This window comes from Streptomyces sp. NBC_01190 (genome assembly GCF_045039895.1).
In the GTDB taxonomy this organism is placed as follows: Bacteria; Actinomycetota; Actinomycetes; order Streptomycetales; family Streptomycetaceae; genus Actinacidiphila.
Genome location: NZ_CP108580.1, coordinates 6,798,580 through 6,823,012, shown reverse-complemented (window position 1 = coordinate 6,823,012; position 24,433 = coordinate 6,798,580). Strand labels below are relative to the sequence as shown.

Here is a 24,433-nt window from a genome sequence, read left to right as displayed (position 1 = left end):
CGCCCGTGCCCGCTCACCCCACGCCCCCGTCGCCGCCCCGGCCGTATCCATGACCGCGATCCCCCCGGCCCCGACGCCACCCTGCGTGGTTCCGGCTACCGCGAAGGGGCGCTGACATGCCAGCCCGCTCGACCGCCGGCCCTCCGATCGGCAGCCTCTGCTCCGGGTACGGCGGACTCGACCTCGGCGTCCAAGCCGCCCTCGGCGGCACGGTGGCCTGGCACGCCGAGACCAACCCCGACGCCGCCGCGATCCTGGCCCGGCACTGGCCGCTCGTCCCCAACTACGGCGACATCACCACCATCGACTGGGCTGACGTGCCCCGGGTGTGCGTCCTGACCGCGGGCTTCCCGTGTCAAAGACGTCTCGGTCGCCGGCCGCCGCGCCGGACTCAACCCCGCAACCCGCTCCGGGCTGTGGCTGCACGTGGCCCGTGCGGTCGAAGCCCTCCGCCCCTGCCTGGTGGTGATCGAGAATGTCCGAGGACTCCTCACCTCGCCCGCCGGTTCCCCTGGCGACGTGGAATTCTGCCCGTGGTGTCTGGGAGACGACCCAGCCCAGCCTCCTCTGCGGGCACTTGGTGCCGTACTCGGATCCCTGGCCGACCTCCGGTACGACGCACGGTGGCTCGTGCTTCGCGCCTCCGACGTCGGAGCACCCCACCGCCGTGAGCGGACCTTCCTCGCCGCCTGGCCCGAAGCGCGCGGGTTCGAGGAATCCTGGAGGATCCCGAGGTGAACTCGTATGCGGGGGAGAGCGAAGGGGCGGGTTTGGTGCGGGTTCCGGCTTGGACTTCAGTGGACTTCAGTCGAGTTGAAAGATCGGTAGTGCTGCCGGGCGTGGCGGAGAAGTGCGTCGATCTGATGATCGGGGTTCTGGTCGGCCGCCAGTGTGCGGCAGTAGCCGTTGATTTCCGACTCGGTTGCCGGCACTGTCCACCTGCGGGTTCGTGATCACGGACCGAAGTGTCGGCAGGCGATCGTTTTCCGGCGCTTGCTTTTTGCGGCTGGCTCCAGCGTTCTCAGCCCGATCGCGGGCCTCCCACCGGTAGCCGAGATTTCAGTTGCCAACATGCATGTGCGCGGCCCACCGTGTCGGCACGGCCGGGTAAGCGTCCCGCATACGGCGCGACGTCTCCGTGAGTGCAGAGGCCGCCTGAGCGGTGTCAGCGGGTCGGGTGCCGTGGGCGGTTAGCGCCGCGTACACCGCCACGGCAGTCTCGGTGCTGTCTGCGGTGTGCCACTGGGTGCCAATGACGCCGCGGAAGCCGGCGAGGTGGAAGGCCGATGCCAGGTTCAGCGGCTCGTCCAGCAGCGCCGGGTCGGGACTGGCGGTGTCGCACGCGGACAGGAACGCAAGCTGCGCTTGCGTGGTGCGCAGGTCGCGCACGAACGATGGGCGGAACCACCCGTTGTTTAGCATCAACCCGCCGAGGTGTGGGTTTCCGTCTGAGCTGACTGCACGGCCGTGGCAGGCGAAGTGGGCGATCACATGGTCTTGCAGGCCTTCCATAATGGCGTCTGCGGAGGCGGCGGAGTCGAGGAGCACAGCGGAGCCGGGCAACAGTCCGGCCACAGCCTCGGCCTCGTCGCGGGCGCTCAGCAGCGTGGGCACGCCCTCGCTCTCGCCGACGCCGACCGCGAGCGCGGTAGGTCGGGCGTATTGCGGCGGGGGTGTGGTGACGGTGTCGGCGAGCGCGGTGAGGGACGGCGTGTACGACGAGACAACGCGGTCGAACACAGTCAGCCCGGCACCGTCGCGGTGCCTGCCCGCTGCGTGTAGCGGCAGCCCTGCCGCGACGCCGATCGGGCACCACCACAGCCGCGAGTCCGCGACCCGATCCAATATCGGCCCGGCCGTGGTGTCCCACAACCACTCCAGAACCGCGTGCACGTCCAGCTGGGCCTGCTCGCGCCGGTCGAACGAGCACCCGGCGGCCTTCACGTCAGCGAGCGCCGCCCGCAGCTTCGTAACCTGGGCACGGGCTGTGAGCTCGGTCATCCGCCGCAGTGGCACGGCCTCGACGGGCTGCAGGTGGTCGCCGGGAACGAGGAGCGCGGTGCCCGCTGCGCTGACGATCACCGCGGTGTGCCCGATCAGGCGTGCGCGCAACGTCTCAAGGTCCGCCGGCATCAGGAGGTTCTCGCACCCCTGAACCAACCGCGCGTTCTCGATCAGGCGGTCCCGCTGCGTCGCGAGCCGCCTGATCCGTTGCACGGCCTGCGGTCGCGGGTCCCAGCGCGTGGTGGTGGTCTGGCCCTTGTACTCCACTTCGATATTAAATGTCAGGTCGGAGTGGGAGTCGGCGTCGGCGAGGTCCTTCTCCACTTGGCTGAGCTCTTCGGCGAGCTCCGGCCGGATCTCGACCAGCTTCGCCCAGCCGCGGCGGATTCCCCACGCATCGCCGAACAGCACGGCCCGGCACTGTTCGAGCAGCTCCAGAGCCCGGTCGAGCCTGCCCGACCGCAGCCCGGCCTCCACCACGCGGTCGGCCAGACCGTCCAACTGCGCTGCCGCCCGGAGCCGCTGGGGCTGCGGCAGCGCCCGGCTGACCGTCACGGGAATGGCAGCGATCACACGTTCCAGCGCGTCCAGCGCCGTCGCCGGATCCGCCTCGGTGAGTATCGCGGCCTGCTCCCGCTCACACAGCATCCGGTGCTGGGCGGTGGCGGCCGGGTGCGCGCCGACCGCCCGGTAGTGGGTGACCGCCTGCTGGCGCAGCTCGTCGGCGCGCGGCCCGCCGAACGTAGCAAGCGCTTGGGCCGAGCGTGCGAGTGCGAACGCCCGCAACGGCCACCAGTGGTGGTCCCGCGGCGTCTCGCGAACAGCTTTCACGGCGAGGTCGAGCGATTCGTCCAGTGCGGCGAAGTCGCCGCACTGCTCGTAACGGTGGTAGAGCAGGTCGGCGATCGTGCTTTCGATGCGGGGGTTGTCGGGGTGGTCGGGAGGCAGCAGGGCGAGCGCGGCGCGGTAGGCGCGTTCGGCCTCGCGGAACGGCTCGGCGTCCGTCACATTGGTGGTGACCGCATGGGACTGCACGGCGGAGGCGTAGTTGTAGAGCATCCCGATACGGCGCACGTCATCCGCGGGGATAACGGCCACCGCCTGGGCGCCCGCCTCGACGGCCCGAGCGAACAGGCTGTGGTCCCCGGCCTCAGCCACCTTCCGTGCCGCGATTGACAGTGTCGACCAGCGCAACGGGAGGTTCTTGTCGCCGGGTGCGGTCAGCGCGACGGCCTTCTCCGCGTCGGTGACGGCCTCCTGGCCGGCCGCCGGGTTGGCGCCGAGTTCGAATTGCTGGAGCAGCGCGGATGCCAGGGTGGAGAGCCACAGTGCTCGCTGACCTTCGTCACGGGCAGGCATCTCCAGCAGGGTGCGTGCGGCGGTGACCGCGACTGTCGCGTCATCGGGGGAAACGGTCTGGACGGAGATGGCCGTCGCGGCGTAGGCGAACGCCTCCAACAACTCGGCTCTGCGTGCGTGTTCGGGTGAGGTGGTGAGCATCGCTTCGTAGGCCGTGTCGAAGGCGAGCCCGCCCGCCTCGGTGTCTCCGCCGACCTCCCAGAGCTCCATGTGCTGGTGATAGAGGTCCAGCAGCGCGTCCGGCCTGCCCTCGTGGTCGAGTGGCAGCCCGATGGCGAGCAACCACGCCTGGTCTCGCCGTTCCACCAGCACGCCAGGCCCGATCTTCTGCCGCAACAGAGCTTCGACCGTGTCCCGCTGCGCCCGCAGAACGTCGGGCTCGTGGTGGCAGGTCAGCAGGAACCGCGCCACGTCCGGTCCGATTCGGCGGCTGACCTCCTGTTCGAGCTGGGCAAGCACGGGCACTGTCGCAGTGTTACCGAAATCCCGCTCCAGAGCGTCGGCGAGGTCGCGGCACGTGACGAGCGCACCGGCCAGATAAATCGGCGCGGCGCCGTTCGCATAGAGGTCGTACTCGTACTGCGCGACCTCTATCACGACATCGCGCCACACCGGGCGTTCGCGCAGTGCCAGTTGGGCCGCGGTCCGGTAATCGGCGAGCACCTGACCCGGCCGCCTGCCCGCGTTCGCCCGAGCGCGGGCAAGATCGACCCGCCGGCGGGCGCATTGCGGATCATCGGGGGGCGTGCGGACGAGCACCCACTCCAGCCCGTTGACAACAAGCTCGGCATACTCGTCCGTGCCGCGGTGCTCGTCGAGCATGAGCAGCCAGTCGCACTGGTCGACGATGAGGGCGGCCTCCATCCGCTCGTCGTCCACCGCCTCCAACAACGCGGTGTAAGCATTCCCGAGGGCGACGAACGTCCAGGTTTCCTGGCGTCGGCGGAGGGCGTTTCGCGCCGCCACCAGCTCCCGATATTGCTCCGCGGCGGTGACGGCGGTGACCGCGGGATCAGGCTCCTCGCCCACGATGGACGCCCACGACTCCCGCTCAATCAAGCCGTCGAACCCGCTCTGCGCGCGGTACCGGTGCCAGTGCGCCTGCGCCAGGTGCGGCAACAACTCCCGAGGGCACAGCGACGGCCGTGGGAGGGCGGCGGCGAACAGTGCGCCGACATCACCGGAGTACTCGAAGTTCTCGACCACTAAACGGACGTCTTCGTACACCTGCGGCCTCCCCCATCCCTGCCGTCCACGGTAGCGTGTCCGAAATCACGGAGAAGGGGGTTCTGAGATCGGCATGGAACCGACAACTGGTCCACGTGTCGGAGCCCTCTGCGAGCAGGCAGGACAGGCGCTGGCGGAACGCGCCGCGCGATACGGCGTGGCGGACGTGCTGGCGAGGGTCGTCACGGCAGCTTCCGGGGGCGAAGTACCCGAAGCCGACCTCGACCTGCTCGACAGCGCCTTCGCCGAGCACGGCATCGACAACCTGACGCGGGCGTACCGCAGTTTCGAACCGTGGCCCGGAGCACGAGGTGTGGTCGTCACGGCCTGGGTATGCCCGACCGGCGCATGTTCGCGCACGGCGACCGACACGCAGCCGTCATGCCGTCTCACCCGGCAACCGTTCCGCGAGATCAGGGTCAACTTGTGAACGCCTTTCTCACGGAGCTCGGCAAGAACCTGGCAGGTCGCTGGGCCGCCGTACTCGCGCTGCCCGCTGCGGTGTTCGTGGCCGTCGCGGTGGCGGCTGTCGTGCTCGGCCCCTCGCACCCGCTCGACATCGCACTGTTGCGGACGCGGGTGACGGCTGTGTCCACAGGACCAGCCTTGGCGTGGACCGCAGCGGGGTTCCTTCTCGCGACCGCTGTGGCAGGCGTCGCGGTGACTGCGATGGGCGGTGTCGTGATCACAGCCTGGGGAGCGACGGGCATGGGCCTCGGCAGACCGTTTACCGCGCTGCGCCTTCGCCGTTGGCATCAGGCCACGGCGAAGGTGAACACTGCAGTCAGGGCTGTGCTGTCCGACCCGGACAACCGCCAGGCCAGGGCCAATGCCCGTCGCGCCGTAATGCGCCGCGACGCGATCTCCGAGATCGAGCCGAACTGCCCGACATGGGCGGGCGACCGGCTACGTGCCGTTGCTGACCGCGTCCACCACAACACCGGCCTCGACCTGACCACCACGTGGCCACGGCTGTGGCTAGTGCTGCCGGACGCGGCTCGGCTGGAGGTGACAACGATCCAGGAGCGGTGTGCCTCAACCGCCCGCACGCCGGTGTGGGGCCTGGCCTATCTGGTCGTCGGCGCGTACTGGTGGCCTGCGCTCGTACCAGGGCTTTGGCTGTTGTTGGCGGCGCGGCACCGGATCCGCCGCTCGGTCGGTGTGTACGCGGACCTGGTGGAGTCCTCGATCGACATGTACAGCCGTGACGTCGCCAAACAACTCGGCTTCGAACTGACGGGCCGGCTTACTTTGGAGATCGGCACGCAGATGGCCGAGGCGTTTCAGAAACACCAACCACAACCAGCAAACCCAACGCAGCGATAGCCCGTGGTGGCGTAAACCGCATAACCGCCGTGCTGACCTCCGCGTTATCGGCGGAACCCGCGCGCCGAACGGCCTCAGCGGGTGTTCGGCGCGCGGGTCCTGTGGTGATGGCAGTGGTTCTGGTCGGGCGCCAACGGCTGCTTTCGCTCTGACGCATGCAGGCGTCAAAATCAGGAGACGAGCGCTGCCCATGTTTTCGGGCCGACGACGCCGTCGGCCGTAAGGCTCTTGCTGGTCTGGAAGGCGAGTACCCCGCTCCGCGTCGCCGGACCGAATTCACCGTCCACGGTGACGGGGTGGCTATGTGCGGTCAGTTCGTCCTGCGCGGCCTTCACGGCCGGTCCACCGTCGCCCTCCTGCACGGTGATGATGAGCACCTGCCAGGTGCTGGGGCCGACGATGCCGTCGGCGGTGAGGCCCTGGCTGGTCTGGAAGGCGATTACCGCGCTCCGCGTCGCCGGACCGAAGTCGCCGTCGACTGTGAGGGTGGAGCCGTGGGCGTCGAGCAGGTACTGAATGGTTGTAGTGCTGTGGCCGGTGGCGCCCTGGGAGATGACGGGCCAGCCGCTGCCGGGGGGCGGCGGGGGCGGGGCGTAGGTGCCGTGGGCGAAGGTCTTGAGGTCCGTGGTGGTGCCGTTGAAGACGTCCTGGTCGCCGGGGAAGGTGCCGCTGTCGGCGTTCTGCCAGATGGTGTAGGTGCTCCAGCCGGCCGGCAGCGGGGTGGGCGATCCGCTGTAGTTGGCAATCCACAGGGGGTCGTGCTGGCCGGGCGTGGCGGAGTTGCCGGTGCAGGTCGACCACCAGTCCCGGGTGGAGTAGACGATGGGGTAGCGGCCGGTCTTGGCGTGGTACTCGTTGCTGAAAGCGGTGATCCAGGAGACCATCGCGCTTTGGCTGAGGCCGTAGCAGGTGGCTCCGTAGGGGTTGTACTCGATGTCGAGTGCGCCGGGGAGGGTCTTGCCGTCGTCGGACCAGCCTCCGCCGTGGGCGACGAAGTAGTCGGCCTGGGCGCTGCCGCCGGCGGTGTTGGGCAGGGCGAAGTGATAGGCGCCGCGGATCAGGCCCGCCGCCGCGGATCCGTTGTACTGCTGGGAGAACTGGCTGCTGGTGTAGTCGGTGCCCTCGGTCGCCTTGACGTAGGCGAACGACGCGCCTTTCGATGCCACTGACGGCCAATTGATGTTCTCCTGGAACGCGCTGACGTCCAGGCCCTTCAGCGTCCCCGTGACGTCAGGGGCCGCAGGGGCGGTGACCGACTCGTGCACGGCCCTGGCCGGCATGCGGGCGGTGAGCCCGGAGCCCATGTGGTCGGCGTCCTCGTGCCAGGGGTGGGCCGGTGCCGGGATCGCTGCCGCACGGGCTACGTCGTGCGGCAGACCGGCCGATGCGCCCAGCACGGTGAGGCCGAGTGTGACGGCGGTGGCCAGGGTTCTGTTCATCGGTGGTTCTCCGTTTCGAAGGTCGGCGCAGGCTGGGCCGGCGCCGCGAGGCACGTCATGTGCCTCTGCGGCGCCGGCCGGCAGGCGAGCGGAGATGTCGGTGAGGCCAGTGGTGCCGGTCGTACTAGTACTGCAACGGCGTTTGGTGTGACTGGTGGCCAGGACAGTCGTTGATCCGATTATGGGTGGGGAACTCGGTGAGGTCAGGACGTGGGCAGCGGGTCTGGGCGAGTTGCACGAGCGGTTCGTGCACCGATTCGCTCGGTCGGAGCCGCGGGAGTCGGCACTGGCCTACATGCAGGGGCTGATCGCTCCGTTGGAGCGGAAAAACGGCTGGACGCTCGCGGAGGAGGCCGGCCACGCGGCTCCCGACCGCATGCACCGGCTGCTGAACCGGTGCGACTGGGACGCCGATGAGGTCCTCGACGACGTCCGCGATTACGTCGTGGAGCACCTCGGCGACCCGGACGCGGTGCTGATCGTGGACGACACCGGATTCCTGAAGAAGGGCGTCCGCTCGGCCGGCGTCCAACGCCAATATTCGGGCACCGCGGGGCGGACAGAAAATTGTCAGGTCGGTGTCTTCCTCGCCTATGCCGGAGAACGCGGCCGCACCTTGATCGACCGCCGCCTGTATCTGCCCACGTCATGGACGGACGACCGCGAACGCTGCCAGGCTGCCGGCGTCGGCGACGACGTCGCCTTCGAGACCAAAGTCGTCATCGCCAAAGCGATGGTCCGACGCGCGATCACCGAGAAGATCCCGTTCCGGTGGGTGACCGCGGACGCCGCCTACGGCTTCTCCAAAGGCTGGCGGACCGAACTCGAGCAGGCTGATGTCTTCCACGTCATGGCCACCACCCGCCACGACACCGTCGTCACCCGCTGGGCCATGGACCACCCGGTCCACGACCTGTTTCCCCACCTGCCCCGGCAGAAGTGGAAACGCCGCTCCTGCGGCAACGGCGCCCACGGCCCACGCGTCTACGACTGGGCCAGGGTCGAGGTCCGTCCCTGGCACCGCGAGGACCGCCGGCACTGGGTCATCGCCCGCCGCAGCATCGCCAGGCCGCAGGAGATCTCCTACTACATCGCCTACTGCCCCGCCGAGACCACGCTCGATGAGCTGATCCGCGTCGCCGGCAGCCGGTGGGCCGTCGAGGAATGCTTCCAAACCGCCAAGCAGGAATGCGGCCTGGACGATTACCAGGTCCGCCGCTACCCCGGCTGGCACCGCCACATCACCCTCGCCATGGCAGCCCACGCCTGCCTGACCGTCCTGCGGGCCCGCGCGCTCGACACGGAGAAAGCAGAAACGGATCCTCCCAGCTCATCGGCCTGACCCTCCCCGAAATCCGGCGACTGACCACCCGCCTGACCCGGCCCCGCGCCAACCTCATCGACCACGTCCTGCACTGGTCACGCTGGCGCCGCCGACGACAATTCCAAGCCCGCAACAGCCACTACAAACGACGCGGCCACACACCACCAGAAACTGCCCACACATCAGAACAAAGACCGTTGCAGTACTAGGGCCGGACCAGCCCGTAGAAGACGGAGCTGGACACGGGGTAGCTCTTGTCGTAGACGCCGATCTGGCTGGAGTTGCTCGGGTTGGAGGTGTTGCCCGAGATCACGTAGACGGTTGATGCGCTGACGTGGTCGACGATCCCGATGTGGTAGCGGTTGGTGGCGGTGCCGAAGATGATCATGTCGCCGGGGCGCGCCGAGTGCAGTTGGCTGGTGCCGTACCAGCGGTTGTGGCTGACCGCCCAGTCGTAGACGTTCGGCACGTAGGTCATGAACGGGATGTTCTCTCCGGCGTCCCGCCACACCCAGGTGGCGAAGGCTGCGCACCAGTCCTTGCAGATGCTGTACGGCTTGCCGGGGACGCAGTTGCCGGAGTCTGCGCGGACGCCGAGCTGGCTCTTGGCCACGCTGACGATCTTGTCGCGCTGGGCGCTGCCGGTGTGGCAGCTTGCGACGAGTCGCGTGATGCCCATCGACTTCATGGTGTCGGGGCCGGCGAGGCCGTCGGCGGTGAGCTGGTGCGTGCTCTGGTAGGTCTTTACGGCGCTGGTGGTGCCGCTGCCGTAGTCGCCGTCCCGGCTGACCCCGGCCTTGCCCTGGACCTCCTTGACGACGGTCTCCAGTTCGCCCAGCGTCTGGCTGCCGATGATCCCGTCGACGCTCAGGCACCGGTCGGACTGGAAGGACTCCGCGGCTGCCTCGGTCTGCGGTCCGCTGACGCCGTCGACGGTCCCGGCGTTGTACGCCAGCCCGTTCAGGTCCGCCTGCCCCAGCCTGATATCGGCCGAATCCGCCGACGCCGCGGTAGGCCCGGCCAGCACCGCGCCAGAGACGAGTACCGCCGTGAGGGCTCCGAGTACAGCCCTTCTCGTCCGCAGTAGTGCGGAATGCTTCACATCGCTGCTCATAGTCGTGCGTCCCTCTTCCCCGTGTGACCGTCACCGCCGCGTCTGCGGTGGTGGCTCGTTTGTAAGGGACGAGACGTTGTCCGCTGTCGGCCGCTGGACGCCGGACAACACGCTCCGCACAATGAGCACTCCGCGAGGACAGGTAGGAGGCGACGGTGCCCCGCAGCGAGCGGCCGTTAGACGGTGAAGACACCCATCTGGTCAAGTTCGCTGCGGACTTGAGGAAACTGAGAGACAAGGCCGGCGCCCCGCCGTACCGCAAGCTCGCCCGCGCAGCGCACTATTCCTCGACCACCCTTGCCGACGCCGCCTCCGGCCGTAAGCTGCCGAGCCTGTCGGTCACCCTCGCCTACGTCCGCGCGTGCGGCGGCGATACGGCGGAGTGGGAGCAGCGCTGGCGCCGCCTGTCGGCCGAGTTGGCCCGCGACGATGAGCTCACGGACGCCTCCGAAGGGTACGACGACTGCCCCTACGCGGGGCTCAGCCCCTTCGAAGCCAGTGACGCCGACCGGTTCTTCGGACGCGAACGGCTCACCGACGACCTGGAAGGCCGCGTCCGCGGCCACAGGTTCGTCGCGGTGTTCGGCGCGTCGGGCTCCGGGAAGTCCTCGCTCCTGCGGGCCGGACTGATCCCGCGGGTGTCCGGCGGCGAGGCATCGTGGACCACACTGGTTCTCATCCCCGGCCCGCACCCCTTCGAGGAATGCGCGGCGCGGCTCGCCGCACTCTCCGGCTCCTCCGCCGTCGCCCTCAACGACGATCTGCGGGCCAACCCCCGCGCCCTGCATCTGACCGCGCTCCAACTGCTCGCGCAGCAGCCGCCGGAGGCCGAACTCCTCCTCGTGGTGGACCAGTTCGAGGAGATCTTCACTCTCTGCGCGGACGCGGACGAACGGGCCGCCTTCATCACCTCGCTGCTCACGGCTGCCCGTGCGGCCAACAGCCGGACGCACGTCGTCCTCGGCGTGCGGGCCGACTTCTACGCCGCCTGCTCACCGCACCCCGACCTCGCGGACGCGCTCCAGGACTCGCAACTGCTCGTCGGCCCGATGACCACCGATGAGCTGCGTCGGGCCATCACCCAGCCCGCTGTCCAGGCCGAGTCCACAGTTGAAGGACCCCTGCTCGCCCGAGTGGTGGCCGAGGCAACCGGGCAGGCCGGCGTCCTGCCCCTGGTCTCCCACGCGATGCGCGAGACCTGGCGGCGAAGGCGCGGCAATACCCTGACCCTGAGCGGATATGAGTCGGCTGGCGGCATCACCCACGCCCTGGCCAACACCGCCGAAACCGTCTACAACAGCTTCACCGGGCCGCAACAACGCCTCGCGCAAGGCATTTTCCTGCGCCTTGTGTCCCTCAACGACAACACCGGGGATTCCAAGCGCCGCCTGGCCAGAGACGAACTCGATCCCAGCGCGGAAGCCGTCGTCGACGCACTGGCCCGCGCCAGACTCGTCACCCTCGACACCGACAGCGTGGAAATCACCCACGAGGCACTGCTCCACGCCTGGCCGAGACTGAGCGGATGGATCAGCGAAGACCGGGCCGGCCTGCTCATCCAGCAACAGCTCACCGACGCCGCCACTGCATGGGAGCGCGAACAGCGCGACACGAGCGCGCTTTACCGCGGCTCCCGGCTCTCCGTCGCTCAAGAGTGGGCCCAAACGCACGCGGACGACGCACGGTTGAGCCAGCGAGAGACGGAATTCCTGACCGCCTCCACCCGGCACCAAGGCCGGGCCGCTCGACGCCGCCGCGCGGCAGTGGCCGCGCTCTCGCTACTGACCGTCCTCGCCGTGGCCGCTGCCGGAATCGCCCTCCAGCAGCGATCGACCGCCCGGGCTGAACGCGACAGCGCAGTCTCGGGCGAAGTGCAGGCCCAGGCCGACCAGTTACGCGGCACCGATCAATCACTCGCAGCCCGCCTCGACGTCGCCGGATACCGCATCCACCCCACCAGCCGCCTTTCGACCGACCTGCTGGGCACCCAGAGCACACCCCTGTCCACCCCGCTGACCGGGCACACCGCAACCGTCTACGCGGTCGCCTTCAGCACACAGGGCCACGTGATGGCCACCGCAGGCAAAGACGACACCGTCAGGCTGTGGAACGTCACCGACCACGCTCACCCGGCGCCGCTCGGCAACCCGATCCGCGCCCACGCCGGCGGCATCATGTGGCTGTCCTTCAGCCCCGACAGCCACACGCTCGCCGGAGCGGGCCGCGACCACACCGTGCGGCTGTGGAACCTCGCCACCCCGAAGCGCCCGACGGCGTTGCCCGCACTGCGCGGACACTCGGGCATCGTCTTCTCGGTCTCCTTCAGCCCGGACGGCCGCACCCTGGCCAGCGCGGGCGACGACGGCACCGTGCGACTGTGGAACGTCACCGGCCCCGCCCGCGCGAGCCCACTCGGCAAGCCCCTGCGCAGCCAGAAAGGCGCCATCGCCTCGGCGGCCTTCAGCCCTGACGGCCGCACCCTGGCCAGCGCTGGCCACGACCACACCATCCAGCTGTGGAACGTCACCGACCCCGCGAACCCGAAGCCCTGGGGTCCGCCGCTGCACGGCCATACGGACACCGTCTACGCGGTCGCCTTCAGCAAGGACGGCCGGATCATGGCGAGCGCCGGGAACGACTTCAGCCTGCGGCTGTGGAACGTCTCCGACCCGGCAAAACCGGTCGCCCTGGGCACCCTCCCTGGCGCCGCGACCAACACGATCTACGCAGTGGCCTTCAGCCCTGACGGGAAGGTCGTGGCCACCGCGGGCGCCGACCAGACGATCCGCCTGTGGAACGTCACCGACCCCTCGGCCCCGATCGCACTGTGCCCGCCCCTCACCGGCCACACCGGATACATCTGGTGGCTCGCCTTCAGCCCCGACGGACACTCCCTGGCCAGCGTCAGCGCCGACAACACCGCACGGCTGTGGAACCTGCCCCGAACCGTGCTGCCCACCCGCAGCTACGAGAACACCGTCGCCTTCAACCCCAACGGCCGCATCCTGGCAGCAGGCGCCACCGACGGGGCGATCCGGCTTTGGAACACCGCCGACCCCGCCAACCCGTCTCCCATAGGCACCTCGCTGCTCGGCAACACCAACGCCGTGAACATGCTCGCCTTCAACCGCGACGGCCACCTCCTGGCCAGCGCCGGCCGCGACGGCACCATGCGTCTATGGGACCTCACCGACCCAGCCCACGCGCGCGAGCTGAGCAAGCGCACCCCCGACCCGAGCCACGCCGCCGTCAAGACGGCTGTATTCAGCTCGGACGGCCGCATCCTGGCCAGTGCCGGCGACGACCACAAGGTGCACCGGTGGGACATCACCGACCCCACACGGCCCCGGGAGATCGGCACCCCGATCACCGCGCACTCCGACACCGTACGGGCACTGGCCTTCAGCCCCGACGGCCGCGTCCTCGCCAGCGGCGGCGCCGACGACACCACTCGCCTGTGGAACGTCACCGACCCCACGCACCCCCGGCAGTGGTGCCCGCCCCTGGCCGCCCAGACAGGCGGCGTGGGATCACTGGCCTTCAGCCCGGACAGCCGCACACTTGCCACCGCCAATGACGACCACACGGTGCGCCTGTGGAACGTCAGCGATCCCCGCCACCCCGCCACCCTCGCCGCGCCACTGACCGGACACACCGGCTTCGTCCTGTCCGTAGCGTTCAGCCCCGACGGGCGAACCGTCGTCAGCAGTGGGGACGACGGCACCATCCGGCTGTGGGACGTCGCCGACCCGACTTCACCAACGGCCTTGGGCGGCCCCATCGGCGGCCACACCGGACCCGTCGACCAGGTGGTGCTCGGTCCGGACGGCCGCACCCTCGCCAGCGCGGGCGACGACCACACCGTTCTGCTGCAGTCCGCAAACACCGCCGAAGCCGTCCACCGGATCTGCGCCACCACGACCGGCGCCCTGACGCCATCGGTATGGCAGCGTTACGTGTCCTCTCGCCCCATGCCTCGGGCCTGTCGCTGACGCAGCGATCGGTCGTTGTCAGGCCAGGTTGTCAGGCCGTTGTTGTCAGGCCCAGCAGGCCCGACAGCGGACAACAGGACCGCGTGTAGACAGGTCGTCGTGGGGTTCGAGCGCCGATGCCGGCGCATCCGGGAGAACCCTCCAGCACCCATCTGAGTCGAGGTTCGAGGGTCCTCATGGCTATCGGCGATCGCGGAACGACCACAACGAAAGCTGTGTCCTTAGGGGTCGCGGTGACGATCGCAGCGGCCCTGATGGCGGGCTGCTCCGCCGTGGGGAGCCGGCCTGCCGCCTCACCTGGACCGGTGGCCGGCCTCAGGGACCTGACCTTCGGCGAACACGCCGCCGTCCAGCGGATCCAGGAACAGTTGGTCGGGCGGTGTATGCGGAAAAACGGCTTCCCGTACTGGCCGGAACCGGTGCCCACCGTCCCCGACTTGCTGAGCCACGGCTATGTACTCACGGACATCCACTGGGCAGAGAAGTACGGCTACGGGAAGGCCTTGGACGAGCAGGCCGACAAGGCCAGGCTCACCGACCGGAACACCGTCTATGCGAACAAACTGTCGAAGGGAGAACTGAGCCGTTACAACGCCGACCTCTTCGGCACCCCGGCGAACGGTCTGGTGACCGTTGACCTGCCCACGGGCGGCACCGTCAGAACCACTCAGAACGGCTGCCAGGCGGAAGCGACCCGCCGCCTGTACGGCGACCTGCATGTCTGGTTCCGCGCCGAGGAAGTCGCCACCAACCTCACCCCGCTCTACGCCCCGGACATCCTCAAGGACCCGCGCTTCCGGACGGCAGTCGGGCTCTGGTCCGCGTGCATGCGGGCCAGGGGATACCGCTACGCCAATCCGCAAGAGATCAGGCAGAAACTGCCGGTCATCACCGCCGCTCCGCGCGGCACAGCACGACAGGCCGCCGAGGTGAAACTCGCGGTCTCCGAGGCTACTTGCGCCACCAGCACTCCGCTGGCAAAAACCGCCCACGTTCTCGAAGGCGACTACCGGGCCAAAAAGTTGCGGCGGTACTGCGGCGCCATAGCGACCTACCAGCGGTTGAGCCTCTCCGCGCTGAGCCGTGCGAAGTCGCTCGCTGGCACCCTCTCTTGACCCCACCGTCCGCACCTCACGCGGCGCTTCGCCGCAAGTCATCACTCTGAGAGAATCGGAAGGACGCACCATGCGCAAACCGTTCGTCATCCTTGCGACCGTGGCCCTGACCGGGCTCGGCGCCCTGCTTCCCGCCACCTCCGCGCATGCCTCCACCGCATGCGACAACGCCTGGGCCGGAGCCACATCCGGCTACTTCTACGCCTACTCCAACGCGAACTGCAGCGGCTACCTCGGAAAGGCCGAAGGCGACGACTCCAACTGGGGAGACAGCTCGGCGTCCTTCCAGGGCAGCGACACCAACAGTGCTAGCTCCGTCCTCACCCGAGGCACCTCGGGCGAGGCGGTGGCCTTGTACAACGGCACCGGCACCGACTGGGGCGGCGGCTACACCTGCCTCCGCAAGAACGAGTACTACGCGAGCAACCTGAGCGACAACACCTTCACGAGCGGCGCTGGCGTGGACAACGCCATCAGCTCACACCGCTGGGTCTCGGAATCCGCCTGTTACGGCCACTTCCTGACCTGATCACCAGCTATCGCCTCCTGCGTGCTCGTCGTTGAGCACGCGCGCCGCGCGGCTCCGCCACCCGGCGGAGCCGCGCGCGGTGGACCTCGGGCTTGCGCAAGCTGTGCGCTTTGCCCGGCAAATGGTGGCCATGCGGCTGGTCGACCAGGTCGACGGCGGAGTCGACAGCTGGGGCCGCGGTGGCTTGTCGCCGTCCGACTCCGCGCCCGGTCGCCTCGTGCACGGACTTCCTGAACTCCGGCCGTGGAGCGGCGGTGACACCGTGCGAGATGGTGTCACCGTTGTGCTTCGTCTGCCGCAGCGCGGGTGCTACCGGTCGCGGCCTGCCCCGCATCGCTTCGCGCTGGGCTGTCCCAGACGCACCTTGCAAAGGTGGCAGGCGTGAACCGCGTCTTCTACATGGGCGTCAAGGGAGGCCGGCGAAACGTCTCGCTGGCCTCGCCATCGCAGAGGCGCTTGATGTGGACGTGGAAGAGCTCTTCCGGTGACCCGGAGCAGCCAGCTGGTTGAAGCGGCGGGCTACCGCGGTAGCTTCGCGGTGCGCTCAGGGTGGGCTGTTCCGACGTAGCGCATGGCGGTCCGCTCGGTGATCCCGAACAGGCGCATGAGTTTGAGGGGGTCGGCGCTCTCGAACGCCTCGTTGAGGATGCGGTCTTGTCGCAGGCTGTCCAGGGTAACGCCCTTGGGCAGGACGGCGCGGAGCATGTTGGTGCTGATAGCCGGCCGGTCGGGGTCGAGCGCGGTCTTCTGGCTGACCAGGAGATGCGGGTTCGCGCAGGCGGGCCAGCGGCGGTGGCGGTAGGCCAGCCACTCGGCGGCCTGCCGGTGGGTGAACTCCTCCAGGTAGAGGGTGTGTCGCAGTAGTCCGCGACGGATTTCGAGGGTGCCACGAGCGAGGTCCGTATTGGCGGTCAGGATCGTGCGGATGTCGTGGCCGGAGAGCGCGTGCACGGCGGCCAGGGCAACGGTCAGGCGCCCGATTGGGCAAGAGGCGTGGTCGAGAAGCCCGCGCAGCAGGTCGCTAGGCACCGACCGTGGAACCCCTTTCAGGTCGCCGACGGGCAGGTTCCGGGCGGGGTCGCGGAAGACGATGCGTTGTCGCTTCAAGGACCGGAACAGGCTGCGCAGAGCGATGGCCAGCTGCCGGCGGGCGTGCCCGGACAGGCTCTCCAGGGCACTTTCGACCTGCTGCTGCGTGATCTCCCGCAGTGTGGTCACCCCGGCCGCCGTCCACGCGGTGAGCGCCGGCTGGAGGTAGGTGAGGTAGCGGCGGATGCCGTCCCAGCTGCGGTTCTCGCCTTCGCGGCGTCCCTGGCTGCGCAGGACGTCCACCCACGTACGGACCTCGCTCGCAGCCGGCTGCGGCAGCGTGGCCAGGGTCGCCTCGATCCAGGCGAGGTCGGCGTTTCGGTTGAGGTCCGGGTCGTCGACGAGCAGGCCGCACCTTCGCAGGAACTGGCAGACGGGCTTGGCCGCTAGGTTCGGATCGAGCTGGGCCAGGTCGTGGACATCGCGCTCGAAGATCGCCGACTCGGCGCCGAGCCAGTACATGACGATGGTGAGGGTGTGGACGTTCTTGCGGTAGTCGGGCGTCTGCTGGTCCCTGCGCATCTGGCCGTACTCCTCGACCAGCATTCGTGCTGTCTCTGTCAGCGGCAGTTCGGCCCGCGGTCGGCCCCGGAGCCGGGCGAGCAGCGGCGACCAGTCACGCCGGAGGGTGAAGAGAGCTTCCTGGCCGCGGGCCGTCAGTCCCGCGGGTGTCTGCTCAGGAGCGGCGGGCGGGGAGCCGACCGGCACCGGCAGGGCCGGCCCGCGCACGCCGGTGGGAAGGACGATCTCCAGTTGCGTGGCGCGCGATGTGGCGGGCCAGGCCTGGTCCAGGAGCCGGTACGCGTGGCAGGTGCGGCAGCGTTCGGCCCGCAGTGGTAGGTCCTCACGGGAGCATCGTGTGCACCGGCCGCGCGGGTGCTTCTCGCGCCAGTGCCGGCACGCGGTGCAGCGGAACCCGGCCCGCCGGCCTGCGGGAATCCAGGAGTGGCAGTCACGGCACTGCCGCGGCGCAAGCGGTGGAATCGGCACCGGGGTGGTGATGTAGCGGGTGAGGGTGGGCAAGTCCCTGCGGGAGAACCGCATCGGCTCCGGTGCCGGTTCCAGCAGGCCGGCCCGCAGCAGGACCAACCGCACCGCATCCCCGTGCGTGGGCAGGTCCCGCAGCGCCGGCTCGGGCAGCCGGACGGTTCCCTCCGCTTCGCCGACCGCCAGGGCGAGGCGGACCATCTCGCCGACCTGGTAGTACCAGCCCTGGCTCATGCCGTGCTCGGCCGCCATCTCCACCAGGACCCCACGGGCACGATCCCAGCCGGACAACGGCCGTCCGAAGATCGCCCGCACCGTGGCATCGGTCAGCGTGCGCGGCGCGGTGAACAATGCGAGCTGGCCACGCAGCCCCGGCAGCAGTACGGCTGCCTGCCCGGCGGGCGCCTGCTCCTGCGTGAATTTGAGCCGCCATGCCTGGCTCACACTGCGAGTACCGTCTGCGCTTCGGACCAGCTTCCGGGCCTGCGTCGCGTAGTCGCGCCACGCGCCGATGATGAGCTGCAGGTCGCGCGGCCGGGATCCTGGAACGCGCAAGGCCCACTCGGCGTCATCGACGGCCCGGATCGCCTGCAGACACGGCTTGCACAGGCCATCGGTGTTCAGATGGGCCTCGTGCCGGCACCGCGGGCACACCCCGACCTCCGGGTGCGTTCGCTTCCAGGCCCTGCAGCCCTGGCACGTCCGGGTCCACCGCAACACAGACCAGCTGAGGCACATCTCGCAACTGCGGGCGCTGCCAACATCCTTCGCCATGCCGGAGCCTCAGCTCGGAGGCAGCGAGCGTGGTCCGCCACTGCGACGGCCGCGCGGCACCGGCCGCACCGACCCCGACGGCTGAGTCTCAGCGCCCACGGCCACGTCGCCCGCCTCCCCCGCGGGCTTGGCGCCCACGAGCGGTTCGGCTTGAAGCAACTCCGCGACGGTGCAGTTCAAGGCCGCGCACATCAGGTCCAGGTCGTCGAGCCGCACGGTGACCGGCTTGCCGCCCCACAGCGCGGCGACCTTGCTCAGCGAGGGGTTGAACCCCACCTGCTGGAAGGCGGCCAGCACCTCGGTCGGCCGCCACAGGTCCCTTTGGGCTGCCACCATCCGCAGATTCCACTTCACCGCAGGTTCCCCTTGTCCATCACCAGTCGTTGGGCCGCCCGAGAGCTGGCCGCCAGGTTCGCGTGCTCCGGGTCGGCGTGCGCGGTCGCCATGTACCGAAGTGTCGTGGTCGCCCAGTCGTGTCCGAGAACCTTCTGCACCTCCCACAACGTCATCCCACGCTCGTAGTTGTGGGTCGCGCAGGCATGGCGCAGCAAGTGGGGGAACAGGTCGCTGACCGGCCCGGTCAGATAGCTCGCCGCCGCGCTGTGCAGGGCACGGCGGAACGTCGAGGGGACGATCGCCGGTGCGATCGGCAGGTTCAGCGCTGCCACCGCTGTCGGCTTGCGCTCCGACGGCCACAGCGGCGCCCTCGGGTGCTCGACGTCGTCGCCGAACTCGCCGCGGATCTCCTCGATGTACCACCACAGCAGGGCGCGGCCCTCCTGGAACATGTACGCCTCGCGCGGCCGGGGCCCCGACCCGCGGGCACCCTTGCCGAGCACGACGAAGCGCCCCCACTGGCCGTGCTCCCAGTGCAGGTCGCCCATGCACACCCCGCACAGCTCAGCCGCCCGAACACCGGACAGATACGCGACCTTCGTCATCACGTAGTCGCGGCAGGCGACCAGGTACTTCCGGGCGTTCGGCAAGTCCTCACGCCAACGGCCGAAGAAGTCACGCAGCGCCGTCTGCGACGGCGGGATCCGCAGGCCGAAATCGCCGCGGTGGCGAGGCCGGTTGAACGGGTCGATCGGCGACTCGACAGCATGGCCGAAGCGGCTCATGATCTCGCCGGCATAGCGCTGTTCGAGGAACGCGAAATAGGCGTCGATCTTGTTGATCTTGCTGCGCAGAGTGGACTGTGCGCGCTTCCCGGGTCCGGCGAAGTACCGATCGACCTCCCGGGACGTGAGCTGCCACGGCACCGTGCCGTAGAACTCGCAGACCTCCACCACCGGCTTGATCAGCCCGTCCAGCGTCGCCGGTGCCAAACCGGCCGAGTCCCTCGCCCACTGGTACTCCGACAGCGTGTCAAGGAAGAAGCTCTCCTCGTCCCGCACCGAAATGCGCGCCTGACGGCGACGCTGGAGCGTGACAACGTCCGCAAGCCCGGTCTCGACAGAGACGGTGGCCAGGTCCACCGGCACGGCCGCCTCCAGCCCGGGACGCACGAGCGTCAACACGCGACTTTCAGAATCTGACACGAGGCCGCACATTACGCCGATCACACGCAGAATCCGCCAGCTACTGCCGATATCTCACACCATCGAGTGACGGACCGACACGGCGCCATCTACCTGCTGAAATGCGGGTTAGCACCGCCGGAGCCGCCATCGGGAACCCGCGCGTACTCCACTAACCGACGATCCTGCTCAAGACGCCGACGTCCAACATCGCGAGCAACGGCGGCTCGCAGCATCCGGACAAGAGGAAGAGCGGCGGTCACGGGCCGAATCTCGCGGACGAGGTGGAGTGGCTGCTGCCGACGCCGAAGGCGTCGGACGGGATCAAGGGCTCCCCCCGCCAGCGGCACGGCAACGGCGACTTGACGCTCCCGTCGGCGGCGGCCTCGCTGCTGCCCAGGCCGTCGGCGGGCCAGATCCGCACTCCTGGACGCCGTCCGGACAAGGGCCGGCGACTGGCGCTGCCGGCGGTGGTCCTACCGCTGTGGACGGAGGTGACCCCGAACGCGCAGCGTCCGAGCGGCGATGGGGACCGTACGGCGCCGCCATCACCCGATGGGAGACCCTCACCCGCCCCGCACCCCCGCCGACCGATGACGGTGGCCGCCTTCGGGCGGACTTCGTGGAGTGGATGCAGGGCCTGCCCGAAGGCTGGGTGACCGCCACACCCGGACTTGGCCGCCCCGCCCAGCTCACCGCGCTCGGCAACGGAGTCATCCCCCAACAAGCCGCCCGCGCAGTCCAGTTGCTCCGCCCGCCGTTCCCGCGCTGTCACCACTGCCCGCGGCTGTAGCCGCACTACCGCTTTTTCCCGGACCGGCCAAATCGAGGATCCTCCGCATCCTCTTCCCCATGCCCACTTCCTTCCCGAGGAGCACAGCCGTGGCCGCCAGAAGAACCCCGCCCCCGCCCCCGCGCCCGCCGCCTCCGTCCTGCTCACCCACCCCTGGAAGCGCCATGTCCGATCCCACCACCGTCGCCCCCGAACCCGAGCCGTTCCGCGTCCCCGACGAGAACCTCGACGACCTGGCCACCACGCTGGCCGCGACCATGGCCGAGGTCCGCCAGCACGGCGTCATCCTCGACCGCCTCGGCTCCGAACCCGACACCGCTGCCGCTGCCGCACGGGCCGATGACACCGCCCCCGACACCGCGGCTGCCGCCGCACCGGACGGCGGTCCGAGCAGTGTGTTCATACTCGCCCTGGGGGGCGAGAAGTACGCCACCGAGCTGGCCGCGCTCGCCGACTGGGTGCACTACCTGTTCCTGCCTGTCTACGGCCGGGAGATCAGCACCACCCGCCCGTGGTGCGAGAAGTGGTACGAGCACCCGGAAGCCGTCGCACGGCTGCATGCCCTATGGCTGGCCTGGCAGCAGCTCACCGACTCCGAGGCGGGCCTGTCCGGTCCCTCCACGTGGCACCGTGACCACCTCGACCAGGCGCTGGTCCATCTGCGGGCTCCCGACGGGCCGTTCGCCGCGTGCACCACCAGCCCGGCCCGCCCCACGCACCGCGTGCTCGCCACCCCGGCACCCGTAACCGCGGACGGTGCCAGGTGACCGCTGACCTGGACTTCGCACTGGACGACCTCGAACCAGCCGACATCGACTCCGAGCAGGCCGAAAGCCTGCTCTGGGCTGGTGACCTGACGGTCCTGGCCGAACACCACACCGCTCCGCTCCGGTCGCACAGCTACGTCGTCGCCCACGACACCTCCGTGACCTGGGGCGTGCCCGGGGCGCCGCAGGTCGCCGCGATCAAGGTCGCCCGCGACTTCGGCCTGGGCACCTTCACGCTGGAAAGCGAGTACCACGCCAGCGTGCCGTTCGCGCAAGCCTGGCTGATTGAGCGCGGGTGCCCGCCCGAGAAGATCGCCCTGGCTGAGGGCGACTTCGTGGAAGCGGCCGACGAGCAGACCCTGCGGGTGCAGCAGATGATCCGCGACGGCGGGCAGCGCTACGACGTCATCGACACCTGGACCTGGGATGACAACCCGTGCGAGAACTGGACCCTGGCGCGTGACAGCGCCGCAGCCGAGAAGCCGGTGCGGGTCTTCCTCGAAGTAGTCGACCCCGCAACGCATACCTACACCGTGCGCGAGGGCGCGTTCCCCGACGAGGACACGGCCCGGGACTGGCTGGAGGACCGCAGCACCCCGCTGCCACCGGCGCCCGAAGACCACCTCGCCGCCGATGCCCTGCGTGCCTCCGTCGCACTCGCGCGCTCCACCGGCCACCACGCCGGATCGGTGACCGCCTGCGGTCTCGACCGCATCCCCGCACCCGCGCCCTCGACCGCGTCGGTGCAGGGGCCCGGTCCGGGGAGGTCGCTGTGACCTTCGCCCGCCGCGCCTTCGCCGCCCACCCCGACGCCCTCACCGACCTGCGCAACCTCCCCGAACCGATACGCGACCAGGCGCTTCTGCACCTGCAGGACCTCGTCAACGGAGAACGGGTCGCCATCCGCCTGACCGGACGTCTCGAAGGCTTCCACAAGGTGATCCTCGGAGTGGGATCCGATTGGGCCACGCACCGATTGGTCGTCCAGTTCCGCCTCGCACCCGCCACCTCGCAGCACGACCGCGAGGTCTATCTGGTCGCTGCCGGCCCCCGCGCCGACTACGCGGTCTACCGCACCGCCCAGCACCGGACGGGTCGCACGCAGACCCCGCCGCCCGACCCGGCGACCGCAGCCCGCGCCCGCTCCCCCCACGCCGAGAACCTCACCGCCAACTCGCCCACCGTCGCGGTCGCTTACAGCACCAGCACGCCCAACACCGCCCGAAAGGCCGTCCGATGAGCACCAACCGCACTCCGCTGTCCCGCGCCGAGCTGGCCGACCTGCTTACCGGTGCCGCGCACAGCATCTCCGGCGTCCTGACCGCCGAGTACCCCACCCCGGCCACCCGCTCCTACCTCCACCCCGTCCTCGGCGCGCTGTCCGCCGGGCCCCGGGTCGTCGGCGAACTCACCGACCGGCTGGAGGGCTTCCTTGACGAACCGCTGCCCGACACCCCGGCCGGTCTGTTCACGCTCGCCTCCTACGCCGCCGCCCTGGGATGGCTGACCGAGTCCCTGGCCGAGCTGACCGACGCGGTCGACCGCATCTGCACCCAGGTAGGCATCCCCGCCGCACCGCCCGATGCCACCCTCGCCCCGCTGCTCCCCCAGGAGGACGGCGCGGCCGGGGCAGGCTTCGGGTTCAGCGTGCTGGAGCTGGCGGCCATCCGCGCCGCCGCCGAGACCGCCAGCCTGTCGTCCAGTGACTACGTCGAGGTCCTGTCGCAGTCGCTGCTGGCCGCGGCCCGGATCACCGACGCCTGCATGGAAATCGCCAGCGGCCTGGCCGAGGACGCGGCGTACGTGCTCGGCGAAGCAGGCGGACATCTGCGGATCGGTGAGGGCCCGGACAGCCTGCCCACGCTGGTGCGCACCTTGCTGACCCGGATGGAGGCGGCCCGGTGAACCCCCACGACCCGGCCGTCCGGCCCGGCGCGCACCTGGTCTTCGCCGAACTCGGTGTCGAGGACCCCTGGGAACTCAGCGACCGCCATCCGCCGCGCGATCCGCTGGACATCGTGGGCAGGCTCGTCGCCACTGCGGCACACGAGGTTGACGACCTGCACGGTGACCTCACCCGCGCCGCCCAGTCCGCGATGCAGTCCCTGGAACCGATCAGTCGGGGCAAGGCCCCCCAGACGCGGGGTTCCTACGGGCTCCTGGGCGCGGCCGGTCCGCAGCTCGAACTACTGGCCGCCCGCCGGGAGGCGGCCTACCAGCATCTGACCGGCGCCGTGTCCGCTTACCGGCGGCTGCTTCCCGACGCCGTTGACGCGGTATCCGAGCGCCTCGGCCCTGCCCCGGAGCGAACGACGCAGGAGGCTCCGGCCCGGGACGACGACTGGGCTGTCTCCGGTGACCGGCAAATTCAGGCTCTTCGGACGGTCGAGCGGGGCGGGCTGCACCTCAAGCAGAGCGCGCTGTCCGAACACGACCGGTACCTCTCCGACGGCACCGGCGTCCTGGTCCCGGTCTGGGCGAAGACCGTCGAGCGGATGATCGCCGACGGGCTGCTGGACATCGACACCAGCACCACGCCCACGCAGGGCCAGCTCCTGTCGCTGACGCCGCTGGGCCAGGAAGCCCTGCGGGCCGACGATGCCGCAGCCGGGGCGAGCACTGGCCCTGGGCTCGCCTCGCGGGAGGCTGTCAATCCGGTTCAGGGAGCGCGCAGTTCGGATCCTGCCGTCGATCCGCTCCCTACGCGCGAGGAGCTGCTGGCGCTGGAGGAGATCAAGCGCGGCCGGGTGCTGCTGAAAGAACGCGCCTTCCGCTCCGGCCTGCGTGTCGAGACCGGCTCGGGGGTTCGGATCTCCACCACCACGGTGGAGGAGATGCAGGAGCGGGGCTGGATCGAGCGGGACACCGGCGCCTCGCTGAACTTCGGCCAGCAGCTCTCCCTCACCGAGTCCGGTGAGACGGCCTTCCGCGCCGGCTGCGCCCAGGACCCACGCACCACCGCCGCCCTGCTCCGCAGCACCCGGAGCACCCGCCCCTCCCCTCCGGCGGACACCCCCGCCGCGAGCACCGGCGCCGCCGATCCGGCGAAGCCCACCCATACCCGCTGACCTGCC

Annotated in this window: 20 protein-coding genes and 1 pseudogene; 14 read left to right on the top strand and 7 right to left on the bottom strand. The window is 69.7% G+C overall.

Translation table 11 applies throughout. The annotated features are described in order from the left end of the window. Positions 1-116: 116 nt before the first annotated feature. Positions 117-299: pseudogene (locus OG519_RS28740) on the top strand (DNA cytosine methyltransferase); the annotation flags it as partial. A 115-nt stretch (positions 300-414) separates the two neighbouring features. Continuing rightward, positions 415-738, top strand: a complete 324-nt coding sequence (locus OG519_RS28735; protein WP_405593095.1) for a DNA cytosine methyltransferase — start codon at positions 415-417, stop codon at positions 736-738. Between the two features lie 321 nt (positions 739-1,059). On the opposite strand, the gene OG519_RS28730 is transcribed toward OG519_RS28735, so the two are convergent. Then, the gene (locus OG519_RS28730) at positions 1,060-4,590 is read right to left on the bottom strand and encodes a CHAT domain-containing protein (RefSeq protein WP_405589834.1); all 3,531 of its coding nucleotides are present in this window, start codon (positions 4,588-4,590) and stop codon (positions 1,060-1,062) included. Positions 4,591-4,747: 157 nt separating this feature from the next. Between OG519_RS28730 and OG519_RS28725 the strand changes: the two genes are divergently transcribed. Both OG519_RS28725 and OG519_RS28720 read left to right on the top strand, forming a co-directional pair. Next, complete coding sequence (locus OG519_RS28725; RefSeq protein WP_405589832.1) at positions 4,748-5,020, top strand: hypothetical protein; 273 nt, start codon at positions 4,748-4,750, stop codon at positions 5,018-5,020. Continuing rightward, positions 5,017-5,916: a hypothetical protein gene (locus tag OG519_RS28720; RefSeq protein ID WP_405589830.1), complete on the top strand. Its 900-nt coding sequence runs from the start codon at positions 5,017-5,019 to the stop codon at positions 5,914-5,916. The genes OG519_RS28725 and OG519_RS28720 overlap by 4 nt, the downstream gene beginning before the upstream one ends. 170 nt (positions 5,917-6,086) lie before the next feature. Here OG519_RS28720 and OG519_RS28715 read toward each other — a convergent pair whose 3' ends face one another. Then, complete coding sequence (locus OG519_RS28715; RefSeq protein ID WP_405589828.1) at positions 6,087-7,355, bottom strand: GH25 family lysozyme; 1,269 nt, start codon at positions 7,353-7,355, stop codon at positions 6,087-6,089. Positions 7,356-7,536: 181 nt separating this feature from the next. Between OG519_RS28715 and OG519_RS28710 the strand changes: the two genes are divergently transcribed. Then, a complete protein-coding gene (locus tag OG519_RS28710) occupies positions 7,537-8,697 on the top strand; it encodes an IS701 family transposase (protein WP_405583131.1) in 1,161 nt (386 codons plus the stop codon). 187 nt (positions 8,698-8,884) lie between these two features. Here OG519_RS28710 and OG519_RS28705 read toward each other — a convergent pair whose 3' ends face one another. Then, positions 8,885-9,706 carry a peptidoglycan-binding protein gene (locus OG519_RS28705; protein WP_405589826.1) on the bottom strand — a complete coding sequence of 274 codons (822 nt, stop codon included), beginning with the start codon at positions 9,704-9,706 and terminating at the stop codon, positions 8,885-8,887. A 305-nt stretch (positions 9,707-10,011) separates the two neighbouring features. Here OG519_RS28705 and OG519_RS28700 point away from each other — a divergent pair, with 305 nt between their 5' ends. The 3 genes from OG519_RS28700 (at position 10,012) to OG519_RS28690 (ending at position 15,429) form a co-directional block, all read left to right on the top strand. Further along, positions 10,012-13,785, top strand: a complete 3,774-nt coding sequence (locus tag OG519_RS28700) for a hypothetical protein (protein WP_405589824.1) — start codon at positions 10,012-10,014, stop codon at positions 13,783-13,785. A 233-nt stretch (positions 13,786-14,018) separates the two neighbouring features. Continuing rightward, complete coding sequence (locus tag OG519_RS28695; RefSeq protein ID WP_405589822.1) at positions 14,019-14,900, top strand: hypothetical protein; 882 nt, start codon at positions 14,019-14,021, stop codon at positions 14,898-14,900. A 70-nt stretch (positions 14,901-14,970) separates the two neighbouring features. Further along, complete coding sequence (locus OG519_RS28690; protein ID WP_405589820.1) at positions 14,971-15,429, top strand: hypothetical protein; 459 nt, start codon at positions 14,971-14,973, stop codon at positions 15,427-15,429. A 519-nt stretch (positions 15,430-15,948) separates the two neighbouring features. Here OG519_RS28690 and OG519_RS28685 read toward each other — a convergent pair. The 4 genes from OG519_RS28685 to OG519_RS28670 all read right to left on the bottom strand — a co-directional run bounded on the left by OG519_RS28685 (position 15,949) and on the right by OG519_RS28670 (position 20,223). Beyond that, positions 15,949-18,279, bottom strand: a complete 2,331-nt coding sequence (locus tag OG519_RS28685; RefSeq protein WP_405589818.1) for a hypothetical protein — start codon at positions 18,277-18,279, stop codon at positions 15,949-15,951. A gap of 9 nt (positions 18,280-18,288) precedes the next feature. Beyond that, complete coding sequence (locus tag OG519_RS28680) at positions 18,289-18,615, bottom strand: helix-turn-helix domain-containing protein (RefSeq protein WP_405589816.1); 327 nt, start codon at positions 18,613-18,615, stop codon at positions 18,289-18,291. A gap of 14 nt (positions 18,616-18,629) precedes the next feature. Beyond that, positions 18,630-19,757: a tyrosine-type recombinase/integrase gene (locus OG519_RS28675; RefSeq protein ID WP_405593093.1), complete on the bottom strand. Its 1,128-nt coding sequence runs from the start codon at positions 19,755-19,757 to the stop codon at positions 18,630-18,632. A 301-nt stretch (positions 19,758-20,058) separates the two neighbouring features. Next, positions 20,059-20,223, bottom strand: a complete 165-nt coding sequence (locus tag OG519_RS28670; RefSeq protein ID WP_405589814.1) for a hypothetical protein — start codon at positions 20,221-20,223, stop codon at positions 20,059-20,061. Between the two features lie 60 nt (positions 20,224-20,283). Between OG519_RS28670 and OG519_RS28665 the strand changes: the two genes are divergently transcribed. From OG519_RS28665 to OG519_RS28640, 6 genes are all read left to right on the top strand, one after another. Then, on the top strand, positions 20,284-20,592 hold the full coding sequence (locus OG519_RS28665; protein WP_405589813.1) for a hypothetical protein: 309 nt from the start codon (positions 20,284-20,286) through the stop codon (positions 20,590-20,592). 164 nt (positions 20,593-20,756) lie between these two features. Next, positions 20,757-21,359, top strand: a complete 603-nt coding sequence (locus tag OG519_RS28660; protein ID WP_405589811.1) for a DUF4913 domain-containing protein — start codon at positions 20,757-20,759, stop codon at positions 21,357-21,359. After that, positions 21,356-22,135, top strand: coding sequence for a glycosyl hydrolase (locus tag OG519_RS28655; RefSeq protein WP_405589809.1), 780 nt, complete (start codon positions 21,356-21,358; stop codon positions 22,133-22,135). The genes OG519_RS28660 and OG519_RS28655 overlap by 4 nt, the downstream gene beginning before the upstream one ends. Continuing rightward, positions 22,132-22,599, top strand: coding sequence for a hypothetical protein (locus OG519_RS28650; protein ID WP_405589807.1), 468 nt, complete (start codon positions 22,132-22,134; stop codon positions 22,597-22,599). Before OG519_RS28655 ends, OG519_RS28650 begins: the two co-directional genes overlap by 4 nt. Continuing rightward, entirely contained in the window at positions 22,596-23,264 is a 669-nt protein-coding gene (locus OG519_RS28645) for a hypothetical protein (RefSeq protein ID WP_405589804.1), read from the top strand. The genes OG519_RS28650 and OG519_RS28645 overlap by 4 nt, the downstream gene beginning before the upstream one ends. Further along, positions 23,261-24,427 carry a hypothetical protein gene (locus OG519_RS28640; RefSeq protein ID WP_405589802.1) on the top strand — a complete coding sequence of 389 codons (1,167 nt, stop codon included), beginning with the start codon at positions 23,261-23,263 and terminating at the stop codon, positions 24,425-24,427. Before OG519_RS28645 ends, OG519_RS28640 begins: the two co-directional genes overlap by 4 nt. The last annotated feature ends 6 nt before the right edge of the window (positions 24,428-24,433 follow it).

Bases quoted from the DNA above. Each gene is read 5' to 3' on its own strand.
- OG519_RS28710 (WP_405583131.1), top strand. From the start codon at position 7,537: ATGGGTGGGGAACTCGGTGAGGTCAGGACGTGGGCAGCGGGTCTGGGC.
- OG519_RS28690 (WP_405589820.1), top strand. From the start codon at position 14,971: ATGCGCAAACCGTTCGTCATCCTTGCGACCGTGGCCCTGACCGGGCTC.
- OG519_RS28680 (WP_405589816.1), bottom strand. From the start codon at position 18,615: ATGGTGGCAGCCCAAAGGGACCTGTGGCGGCCGACCGAGGTGCTGGCC.
- OG519_RS28660 (WP_405589811.1), top strand. From the start codon at position 20,757: ATGTCCGATCCCACCACCGTCGCCCCCGAACCCGAGCCGTTCCGCGTC.
- OG519_RS28715 (WP_405589828.1), bottom strand. From the start codon at position 7,355: ATGAACAGAACCCTGGCCACCGCCGTCACACTCGGCCTCACCGTGCTG.
- OG519_RS28645 (WP_405589804.1), top strand. From the start codon at position 22,596: ATGAGCACCAACCGCACTCCGCTGTCCCGCGCCGAGCTGGCCGACCTG.
- OG519_RS28685 (WP_405589818.1), bottom strand. From the start codon at position 18,279: ATGGCGAAGGATGTTGGCAGCGCCCGCAGTTGCGAGATGTGCCTCAGC.